Source organism: Citrobacter sp. Igbk 14, from assembly GCF_028069825.1.
Classification (GTDB): Bacteria; Pseudomonadota; Gammaproteobacteria; order Enterobacterales; family Enterobacteriaceae; genus Citrobacter.
In genome coordinates, this window is record NZ_JANEWM010000095.1 from 1 (window position 1) to 10,165 (window position 10,165).

Annotated in this window: 9 protein-coding genes; 4 read left to right on the top strand and 5 right to left on the bottom strand. The window is 51.2% G+C overall.

Annotated features, from left to right (window positions below; genetic code table 11):
* Positions 1–179 precede the first annotated feature (179 nt).
* Positions 180–1,067, bottom strand: a complete 888-nt coding sequence (gene rhtA / locus NNN64_RS21805; protein WP_271442741.1) for a threonine/homoserine exporter RhtA — start codon at positions 1,065–1,067, stop codon at positions 180–182.
* 410 nt (positions 1,068–1,477) lie between these two features.
* On the opposite strand from rhtA, the gene ompX reads away from it, so the two are divergent.
* Entirely contained in the window at positions 1,478–1,993 is a 516-nt protein-coding gene (gene ompX, locus NNN64_RS21810; RefSeq protein ID WP_048212190.1) for an outer membrane protein OmpX, read from the top strand.
* Between the two features lie 154 nt (positions 1,994–2,147).
* Here ompX and NNN64_RS21815 read toward each other — a convergent pair whose 3' ends face one another.
* Together NNN64_RS21815 and mntS are read right to left on the bottom strand one after the other, a co-directional pair.
* Positions 2,148–3,728: a phosphoethanolamine transferase gene (locus tag NNN64_RS21815; protein WP_271442744.1), complete on the bottom strand. Its 1,581-nt coding sequence runs from the start codon at positions 3,726–3,728 to the stop codon at positions 2,148–2,150.
* Between the two features lie 275 nt (positions 3,729–4,003).
* A complete protein-coding gene (gene mntS, locus NNN64_RS21820; RefSeq protein WP_137384317.1) occupies positions 4,004–4,132 on the bottom strand; it encodes a manganase accumulation protein MntS in 129 nt (42 codons plus the stop codon).
* A gap of 186 nt (positions 4,133–4,318) precedes the next feature.
* Between mntS and mntR the strand changes: the two genes are divergently transcribed.
* On the top strand, positions 4,319–4,792 hold the full coding sequence (gene mntR / locus NNN64_RS21825; RefSeq protein ID WP_003831586.1) for a manganese-binding transcriptional regulator MntR: 474 nt from the start codon (positions 4,319–4,321) through the stop codon (positions 4,790–4,792).
* A complete protein-coding gene (locus NNN64_RS21830) occupies positions 4,789–5,898 on the top strand; it encodes an anion transporter (protein ID WP_271442742.1) in 1,110 nt (369 codons plus the stop codon). The genes mntR and NNN64_RS21830 overlap by 4 nt, the downstream gene beginning before the upstream one ends.
* Before the next feature lie 64 nt (positions 5,899–5,962).
* Here the strand turns inward: NNN64_RS21830 and ldtB are convergent, their stop codons facing one another.
* Positions 5,963–6,883 (bottom strand): L,D-transpeptidase, encoded by a 921-nt coding sequence (gene ldtB, locus NNN64_RS21835; RefSeq protein WP_126318723.1) that lies wholly within the window; start codon positions 6,881–6,883, stop codon positions 5,963–5,965.
* Positions 6,884–7,112: 229 nt separating this feature from the next.
* Between ldtB and NNN64_RS21840 the strand changes: the two genes are divergently transcribed.
* A complete protein-coding gene (locus NNN64_RS21840) occupies positions 7,113–8,705 on the top strand; it encodes an ABC-F family ATPase (RefSeq protein WP_137384314.1) in 1,593 nt (530 codons plus the stop codon).
* A gap of 143 nt (positions 8,706–8,848) precedes the next feature.
* Here NNN64_RS21840 and NNN64_RS21845 read toward each other — a convergent pair whose 3' ends face one another.
* Positions 8,849–10,111 (bottom strand): DUF1479 domain-containing protein, encoded by a 1,263-nt coding sequence (locus NNN64_RS21845; RefSeq protein WP_271442743.1) that lies wholly within the window; start codon positions 10,109–10,111, stop codon positions 8,849–8,851.
* Between the last annotated feature and the right edge of the window lie 54 nt (positions 10,112–10,165).

Sequence of the window (10,165 nt, forward strand, 5' to 3'; positions counted from 1 at the left end):
TATGATTATAAATCAATATGATAAGTTATTTTGGTGCAGTGGGATGTTATTATTGTGTTAATGCTATGCCTCAGCATAAATAGCGTGCTTCAACGGGGAAGTAAAGGGCGATAATAATAGTGGGGATATATAACAAGATATTCTGCATGATTATGCAAACCATGCAGAATATTGGCAGGTTAATTCACGTCAACTTGCTTAATTTGTGGGTCTTTGCGGATGGTGAGCGTAGAGCCCATTGACGCAGCAATAATCGCTCCCAGAGCCAGCGTCTGGACAAGCGTCAGCGTTTCACCGAGGAAAATCATCCCAGACACCGCCGCCAGTGCGGGCTCCATACTCATCAGTGTCCCAAAGGTACGTGTAGGCAGTCGCGTTAATGCGATCATTTCCAGCGAATAGGGAAGCGCAGTTGAGAGGACCGCTACCGCTAAGCCCAACGGGAGAATAGACCAGTGCCACAGCGCATCACCTGCCTGAATGACGCCAATCGGCACAAAAACCAGTGCTGCGATTAATGAACCTACTGCGACCGTTGCCGGACCATGTTCTGCGCCTGCGCGTTGCCCGGTAAGAATATAGATAGCCCAGCAGGCACCAGCCCCCAATGCCAGCGCGGCACCGGTTAAATCAACGTGAGAAACGTCCTGACCTAACGGCAGCAGGAACCACAGTCCGAGTACGGCCAGCGCAACCCAAATAAAATCTACCGGGCGTCGGGAGGAAAATAACGCCACTGCAAGCGGGCCGGTAAACTCCAGTGCTACGGCAATACCTAGCGGTACAGTCTGAATTGACAGGTAAAAGAGATAGTTCATCCCACCCAGAGACAAACCATAAAACAGCAGGGGAAGACGTTGCTCTTTGGCAAAACGTAAACGCCAGGGTTTAAAGAATGCAATAAGGATGAGCGTTCCCAGAGCGAGGCGCAGGGCAGTAACGCCTGGCGCACCGACGAGAGGGAACAGCGATTTCGCCAGCGATGCGCCGCTTTGAATAGAGGACATAGCTATCAGCAAAACCAAAATAGGCAACCAGACTGGCGCTTTACGTGACGACCCCGGCATCCTTTCTCCTGTCAAATGATGGTTACACACCTTCCCCACAGGACGCCGCAGATTTGCTGCGATGCACGTGAGTTTGTGTATAGAAAAGTAAAACAGCGAGTGTAATGGAAATACGCTCGGCTGGTTGAGTATTCGTTGAAAAAAAAATTACTGAGATCCGTACAATGGCATGAAAACGATGGATTAATAATCTGCGCGATTAGGAATCATCTGGATGAATGTGCCGTGTTGTGCGCGCAATAATGGCATAAATCATTAGAAAAGTGATGTTAATTGAAAGAGATAGCGGGTTTCTGAAATGTTCTGTTACATGAAAAGCTCCGTTAGACATCGCGAATCGCAAAGAGTTTCCCATCAGTTTTTGGTATATTTAAAACTTAAGATTTACTTGAAGCACATTTGAGGTGGTTATGAAAAAAATTGCATGTCTTTCAGCACTGGCCGCTGTTCTGGCTTTCTCCGCAGGTACCGCTGTAGCTGCTACTTCTACCGTTACTGGTGGTTACGCTCAGAGCGATGCTCAGGGCGCAGCGAACAAAATGAACGGTTTCAACCTGAAGTATCGTTATGAGCAGGACAACAGCCCGCTGGGCGTGATCGGTTCCTTCACTTACACTGAAAAAGATCGTACCGACTCGTTTGGCGATTACAACAAAACCCAATACTACGGCATCACTGCAGGTCCTGCTTACCGTCTGAATGACTGGGCAAGCGTCTACGGTGTTGTAGGTGTTGGCTACGGTAAATTCCAGGATGCAGCAACGCCTGCAGACAAACATGACACCAGCGACTACGGTTTCTCTTACGGTGCCGGTGTGCAGTTCAACCCGATCGAAAACGTTGCTCTGGACTTCTCTTACGAGCAGAGCCGTATTCGTAGCGTTGACGTAGGTACCTGGATCGCGGGTGTTGGTTACCGCTTCTAATCACTTCGGTGATACAAAAAATCCGCCTTCTGGGGCGGATTTTTTTTGCCTGTAATACAGAAAGGCGTGTCGTTGAATGCCTGATAAGCACAGCGCATCAGGCATTGTTACGTGCCGGATAGCGGCAAAATACCTTATCCGGCCTGGTAGGAGACTATTTGGTCTCGAAGATATCAGTGCCCAAATGGTTGTAGTCCACCTTCTGCAATTTAAAGTTGGTGATATACACTGGCCCGGCTTTTTTCTCAGAGATAAAGCGGTAGCTGTTGGTAATTTCCTTCGCGCTGATCCCCGTCCACTGAGAGAAAAAACTCAGGAAATCATTCGCCGAGCGGCGGGCTTTAATCACCCGATGCGCTTTGTCATCGCTGGACAGTACCATAAAGGGGACCTGGAAGTTCTGCTGGAACTGGTCGTCATGGGCAAGGTACTGCACCTCTTTTCCACGCTCTTTAAAGGCGAGGCCATGATCGGAGAAATAGACCATGGAGAAGCTACTGCCGCTGTTACGCAACTGCTCGTAAAGCTGGCGCAGCAGATCGTCGGTTTGCGTCATGGTGTACAGATAACAGGAGGTCTCTTTCGACTGGACGAACGTGTCATATTTCCCTTGAGTACGATCGCAGGCCTGCGGGTGAGAACCCATTAAATGCAGCACAATCAGTTGCGGCTGGGTGCGTTCGGTAGCCAGCACCTGAGCGGTCATTTTCAACAAGGCTTCATCACGGGTGTTTTTATCGGCTTCGAAGTCACCGTTTTTCAGGAAGTGCACTTCGTCGGCCCGTTTCGCGATGCTGGCTATTGCCGTATCGTATTCACCGATCTGCCCCTGATTGGAAAACCACCACGTCTGGAACCCAGCGCGGTTGGCCAGCGTGACAAAGTTATCCTGGAACTGAGGCTTATTATCGACGACCCGGTTTAGCGTTAAGCCGAGCGATTTTTGCGTGGAGCCGCTGGCAGCAATGTAATCAGCAAAAATGTAGCCATTAACGGTGCTGGAAAACGGCGTGTTATCCCAGTGACCGCCAAACGCGCCTAACGCATCGCGTCGGGCACTTTCACCGATGACCACAACATAGGTGTGATATTTCGGCTTCACGGCGGTTACCGTCCAGCTGTCTTTCACGCTCGACAGCTTAGCCATGCGCTCTTGCTCGTCGAGCACTTCGTTATTGTTGACGATAACGTCTTTGGCAAAGCGGAAAACCGGGTAACCGGTATCTTTTAACTTGAAAACGCCGCCCCATGCCAGGTTTTGTACCGGAGTAACAAAGAATGCAACGATGCTAAACAGCAGGCACAGGCTGTCGTACTTGTTCCAGCGACGTTTCTGCTCGTCTTTTTTACGCCTTACGGCGATAACGCCGAGCGCAAAAATAAACACGCCAACCAGGTAATTGTACCAGGGGAAGATGGTCAGGATTTCGGTCGACTCTTCCATGTTGGTCGAGTGCAGCGCCAACAACGTATTGAAGTTTGGCGAGCCGTAAGCCTGGCCGAATGGGAAATACATCGCTGCAATCAGCGAACAGATGCCAATCAGCGTTTTTTGCGCGCGCGGCGCAGTACGCCACAACAGCATCAATACACAGGTAAAGGCAACGCTATAAAGAAGGCTTAGTGGGTAGCCCAGCGCGAGGTTGATCAGCAGAGACTGTAAAAAATAAAAGCCAGTCCACGGACTAATAGCCCGGCTACGAGCAATAAGTGAATCTTTGAGGGTTAAATTCATATGCCACTGTTGCAAAAACGCCATGTGCTACCCCTGGCGCAAAGGGTCATGCCTGCCTGAGAGAGCGAGAAGAGGGAATGGGTCCGCATCCGCGAGCCGCAATATATGCAGGGCTGCGAAAAGATAGAGTGTGTGCATGAGAAGGTCAACTACTACAAAGAAATTGTTTTGAGAGGGCAACAGCAAAACAGACAAAAAGAAGGGTTATTTGGACGAAACCGATCACCGTAATCAGGTTACGACAAAAAAATGAAGCGGCGTACCGCGACGCCGCATTATTTTGCTGAGGGTTTATCCTGCTCTGGTTTGCCGTTAATCATGTCACACAGCATTGAGATCAGCATCAACCGTACTTTAAAGGGAGAGTGGCTAAACACGCGTATACACCTCTTAAATTCATTCATATAAACCTCCTGACTTCACGATCCCATCAGTCCTTGAGGGATGTCTTTATTATATACAGATATAGCACAGGCTATATTATATAGCTATTGCTAAAACGTTAATTTTTTGTGCCCGCGCAACTCTGGTTTACAATGAGCGTTCTCTAATCAGATGCTGTTAACGCGTCACAGGAACGAGGAAGCAGAATGAGTCGTCGCGCAGGTATGCCAACAACAAAAAAAGTGACGCAATTGGTGAATGTCGAAGAACACGTTGAAGGATTTCGTCAGGTCCGCGAGGCACATCGCCGTGAGCTGATTGATGACTACGTAGAGCTGATTTCCGATCTCATTATCGAGGTGGGGGAGGCGCGTCAGGTGGATATGGCTGCTCGTCTTGGGGTTTCCCAACCGACGGTTGCCAAAATGCTTAAGCGCCTGGCCTCCGTTGGGTTGATTGAAATGATTCCCTGGCGTGGGGTGTTTTTAACCGCTGAAGGTGAGCGTCTGGCGCAGGAGAGCCGGGAACGCCATCAGATTGTGGAAAACTTCCTGCTGATGTTAGGTATCAGTCCGGAGATTGCCCGTCGCGATGCGGAGGGAATGGAGCATCATGTCAGTAAGGAAACGCTGGAGGCTTTTAGCCGGTTTACGCAACAGCAAGGAACAGGCTCTGAATGAGTTTTCCTATTCTTCGCGCCTTACAGCGCGATCGTTTTTTCCAGCTGTTAATCCTCATCGGGGTTGTTCTGAGCCTGTTTGTGCCATTTACACCCCGGGCCTGGCCTGGGGCCATTGACTGGCACACCATTATTACCCTGAGCGGCCTGATGCTGCTAACCAAAGGCGTGGAGCTAAGCGGTTACTTTGATGTATTAGGGCGCAAGATGACCCGCCGCTTCCACACGGAGCGCCAACTGGCGATATTTATGGTGCTGGCGGCGGCGCTGCTGTCGACCTTTCTGACCAACGATGTCGCCTTATTTATTGTTGTTCCCCTTACCATTACCCTGAAAAAACTGTGCGCCATCCCGGTAAACCGCCTCATTATTTTTGAGGCGCTGGCGGTGAACGCAGGTTCTCTGCTGACACCGATAGGTAACCCGCAGAACATTCTGATGTGGGGGCGCTCTGGCCTGTCATTTACTGCGTTTACCTGGCAAATGGCACCGCTTGCTGGCACCATGATGCTGACGTTGGTGGTGCTGTGCTGGTTCAGTTTCCCACATAAAACGCTGCACTATCATAGCGGTACGCGCGCACCTGACTGGCAGCCTCGGTTGGTGTGGAGCTGCCTGGCGCTGTATATCGTCTTCCTGATGGCACTGGAGCTCAAGCTTGAGCTGTGGGGCCTGGCGATTGTGGCGACTGGATTCATGATATTGGCTCGTCGTGTGATTTTAAGCGTGGACTGGACGTTGCTGCTGGTGTTTATGGCGATGTTTATTGATGTGCATTTGCTGACGCAGTTACCGGCGTTACACGGAATAACCAGTCAGATTGGCACGCTTTCAGCACCGGCGCTCTGGTTGACGGCAATCGGCTTATCGCAGTTTATCAGTAATGTTCCCAGCACTATTTTGTTGCTCAACTATGTTCCACCGACGCTATTGTTGGCCTGGGCGGTTAATATCGGCGGGTTCGGCCTGTTGCCGGGGTCGCTGGCGAATCTGATTGCTTTACGCATGGCGAATGACCGACGTATCTGGTGGCGTTTTCATCTGTATTCGGTGCCGATGCTGATATGGGCGGCGCTGGTGGGGTATGGTTTGTTGTTATTACTGTGAAAGCGGCATTGAGGCAATAAAAAAGGCGGATGATTCATCCGCCTTTTTCGTTTCAGGTATGTGCTTAGTTCAGACGAACCGGCATACCTGAGCGGTTCTGTACCGCCTGCTCAACGACGGCCTGATCGACGTCAGACTGACCGGTGATGCTGGTAATGCTCTTGTTCAGCGTAATCGGTACGATTTCGCCGCCTTCGAACTGCGCTTCAGTGGTAGACAGTGGGTTATGTACCTCAATGTAACGGCTACCGTCTGGTTCAGTGGTGGCTTTCACTGGCTCATCAATAAACTGGACGCGCGTACCGACCGGCACGTTTTCAAACAGGAATTTGATGTCATCGTTACGCAGACGCACGCAGCCATGGCTGACGCGTAAGCCGACGCCGAAGTTAGCGTTGGTACCGTGGATAGCATACAGACGGCCGATATACAGCGCGTACAGACCCATCGGGTTATCCGGACCTGCCGGAACAACGGCTGGCAGCGGTTCGCCCGCTGCACGGTATTCCGCATGCATTTTAGCGGTTGGCGTCCAGGTTGGGCCCGCTTTCTTACGTTCAACTTTGGTGGTCCAGTTGATAGGGGTGTCTTTACCTAACTGGCCGATACCGATTGGCAGAACGATGACGGTGTTGGTACCTTTCGGGTAGTAGTACAGACGCATTTCGGCGCTGTTAATCACAATACCTTCATGCACGGTATCCGGCAGGATCAGCTGCTGAGGAATGTTCAGTACGGTGCCGCCTTTTGGCAGGAAGGTATCCACGCCCGGGTTAGCTTCCAGCATGTTGGACAGACCCATCTGGTACTCTGCCGCATAGTATTCCAGCGGCTGGGTGTTGCCTTCAGGAATGGTGATAACCTGGTTTTGGCCAATTAAACGACTACCATCGGTAGGCAGCGGGTACGTGACGGCTGAAGCAGTGTTACAAAAACCAACTACCGCGAGCGCCGCCGCGAAAAGCGTTGTCAATTTCATATTCATTTTTGCGAGATTCTGAAGCCAAGCAGGCTAGTGGGTTGAGATTTATGTAGTGTTGGGCACGCATTATATGTGCATTCTGAGCAACAAGGAATTCGGATGTGTACTAAATCACACTTTTTTCCTTTTGCTTTCACTTTCTCTGTGCAGCATGAACGGCGCGATCTTATTGCAGACTTATGGCATAATAAGCGGTTTGTCACATATTTCTTTCTCTTTTCAGGATACGCCAGTGTTAGTTTCCAGCAACGTCACTATGCAGTTCGGCAGTAAGCCGCTGTTTGAAAATATTTCCGTCAAATTTGGCGGCGGCAATCGTTACGGCCTGATTGGCGCGAACGGTAGCGGTAAATCCACATTTATGAAAATTCTCGGCGGCGACCTCGAACCGACGCTGGGTAACGTTTCACTCGATCCGAACGAGCGCATCGGTAAGCTGCGTCAGGATCAGTTCGCCTTTGAAGAGTTCACTGTTCTTGACACCGTTATTATGGGTCACGCTGAACTGTGGGAAGTGAAGCAGGAACGCGACCGTATCTACGGCCTGGCCGAGATGAGCGAAGAAGATGGCTATAAAGTGGCTGACCTCGAAGTTCAGTATGGTGAAATGGACGGCTACTCTGCGGAAGCCCGTGCGGGTGAACTGCTGCTGGGCGTCGGTATTCCGGTAGAACAGCATTACGGCCCGATGAGCGAAGTCGCACCCGGCTGGAAACTGCGTGTCCTTCTGGCACAGGCGCTGTTCTCTAACCCGGACATTCTGCTGCTCGACGAACCAACGAACAACCTGGATATCGACACTATCCGCTGGCTGGAGCAGACGCTGAACGAGCGTGACAGCACCATGATCATCATTTCGCACGACCGTCACTTCCTGAACATGGTCTGTACGCATATGGCGGATCTGGACTACGGCGAACTGCGCGTTTATCCGGGCAACTACGACGAATACATGACGGCGGCGACTCAGGCTCGTGAGCGTCTGCTGGCTGATAACGCCAAGAAAAAAGCGCAGATTGCCGATCTGCAATCCTTCGTCAGCCGCTTTAGCGCCAACGCATCTAAATCTCGACAGGCGACCTCGCGTGCGCGTCAGATCGATAAGATTAAGCTCGACGAAGTGAAAGCCTCCAGCCGTCAGAACCCGTTCATCCGCTTCGAACAGGATAAGAAACTGTTCCGTAACGCGCTGGAAGTGGAAGCCCTGACTAAAGGATTCGAGGAAGGCCCGCTGTTTAAAAACTTTAATCTGCTGCTGGAAGTGGGAGAGAAGGTTGCCATCATTGGTGCCAACGGCGTGGGTAAATCCACCATGCTGAAAACGTTGGTTGGCGATTTGCAGCCGGACAACGGTACCGTTAAGTGGTCTGAAAATGCCCAGGTCGGTTACTACGCGCAGGATCACGAATATGAGTTTGAAAACGATCTGACCGTATTCGAGTGGATGAGCCAGTGGAAACAGGAAGGCGACGATGAGCAGGTTGTGCGCAGCTTCCTCGGTCGTCTGCTGTTCAGTCAGGATGACATCAAGAAGCCTGCCAAGGTGCTCTCCGGTGGTGAAAAAGGGCGCATGTTGTTTGGCAAGCTGATGATGCAGAAACCGAATATCCTGGTTATGGATGAACCAACCAACCACCTGGATATGGAATCAATCGAATCGCTGAACATGGCACTGGAAATGTATCAGGGTACGCTGATCTTTGTTTCTCACGACCGTGAGTTCGTCAGTTCGCTGGCAACCCGTGTGATTGAAATTACGCCGGAACGCGTGATCGACTTCACCGGGAACTACGAAGATTATCTGCGGACTAAAGGCGTCGAATAATTTTCCCGTCGTCTTTCGCGTTACAGGTGTGTTGGCTGCACCTGTTCACCCCGGTCACTTACTTCTGTAAGTTCCCGGGGATTTATAGGCTGGCCGCCTTCCTGTAACGCGAAATACTTAGGGGGAATTGGGGTTATTACAAATTAGATAATCCCCAGCGCGCGCTTACCGTGGATATTCAAATCCTCCAGCGTAAAACGGCCTTCCCAGTTTGTTTCATAATCCTCACGCGGGAAATCACCCGGTGATGCGCCTTTTTCCAGGGCCGCCTTCACTTTATGGGCGTAGGCCAGATTCTTCTCACACATCGGTGCGGCAGGGATGTACATTACGTTGCCCCAACCCTGCTGATTTTCCACCGGCGCAACGGCGTGAATGACATCACAATGCCACCACACTGAATCTCCGGCCTCCAGTTGTGGAATGCTGGTTAACGCCTCCATCAGTAGTGGGTGCCACTGTTCTGACACCGGCAATACTCTGCCTGGCGCGACGCCACACAGTTCATCATCCGGGACATCGTCCAGCAGGGGACGCAACAGCACATAAGCCATCGCTTCCGGAATAGGAACAACATGCAGTAGCCCCTGGCCTGGCAGCATATCGGACAGTGCAGTCCAACCCTGGAAAGTCCGAAACACTGAGCACTTCGTGGTGTTATCTACCGTGTACTCTTCGACATCGGTGCGATGTGCAGCATGCCACGGATCGTACTCTGCCAGCTTGCCGTTAAAGACATTGGCGAAAACACGCTGATAAGCCGGAAGCAGCCAGCGCTCCAGTGCTCCGGAGTCGGTGTGTGCGCCCAGCCCTTTTGAGGTGGTTCCTGGCGGGCGGCGGCGAATACGGTCAGGATAAATGACGCTGACATCCGGGTTAAACCACTGCTTACCGTCACTTTCAAACGTCCATAAGCGATTGAGAAAGGACTGTGCATTCGCCATCTCCTCACTCTGACGGGCCTGCATTTGCGCCTGTGACCAGTAGATCGGATAGATCTCTGGACGCGATGCGCTCAGGGTACCGAAGAAATTATCCCCTGGTCCCTTATAGCGTTCATCAAAGTGATTGCGATCCAGATAGTCCAGCATCGATTGATCCCAGCCCAAAGCCTGTTCGCGAGGGAAATGGCCTTTAATAACAGCACAACCGCGACGCTTAATGTCTTCACGCTGCTCTGCACTCACGCGACCTGCTTTGATATCGGCATATGACAACACCGGCCAGACCGCGGAACCTTGCGCTTTAAGGTCGTTGATTTCCGCCACACGGCTGGCGATGCCCTCACTAAGTTGATTGAAAATCAACTGGACGTCCCCGAGCTGTGCCCGCAGTTGTTGCTTCATCTGACGGATTGCCGCTTTGTGGTCGGCGGGCAATGTGTTGCTGGTAAAAGTAAAAGCCATAACCACCTCGCATAACTTTCATTTGAAACTTATTTAACTTACAAATGCAATATA

What these genes read in the sequence shown, in the direction of transcription:
- ompX (WP_048212190.1), top strand. Translation starts at nt 1,478, where the DNA reads ATGAAAAAAATTGCATGTCTTTCAGCACTGGCCGCTGTTCTGGCTTTC.
- NNN64_RS21815 (WP_271442744.1), bottom strand. Translation starts at nt 3,728, where the DNA reads ATGAATTTAACCCTCAAAGATTCACTTATTGCTCGTAGCCGGGCTATT.
- rhtA (WP_271442741.1), bottom strand. Translation starts at nt 1,067, where the DNA reads ATGCCGGGGTCGTCACGTAAAGCGCCAGTCTGGTTGCCTATTTTGGTT.
- mntR (WP_003831586.1), top strand. Translation starts at nt 4,319, where the DNA reads ATGAGTCGTCGCGCAGGTATGCCAACAACAAAAAAAGTGACGCAATTG.
- NNN64_RS21830 (WP_271442742.1), top strand. Translation starts at nt 4,789, where the DNA reads ATGAGTTTTCCTATTCTTCGCGCCTTACAGCGCGATCGTTTTTTCCAG.
- ldtB (WP_126318723.1), bottom strand. Translation starts at nt 6,883, where the DNA reads ATGAATATGAAATTGACAACGCTTTTCGCGGCGGCGCTCGCGGTAGTT.
- mntS (WP_137384317.1), bottom strand. Translation starts at nt 4,132, where the DNA reads ATGAATGAATTTAAGAGGTGTATACGCGTGTTTAGCCACTCTCCCTTT.
- NNN64_RS21845 (WP_271442743.1), bottom strand. Translation starts at nt 10,111, where the DNA reads ATGGCTTTTACTTTTACCAGCAACACATTGCCCGCCGACCACAAAGCG.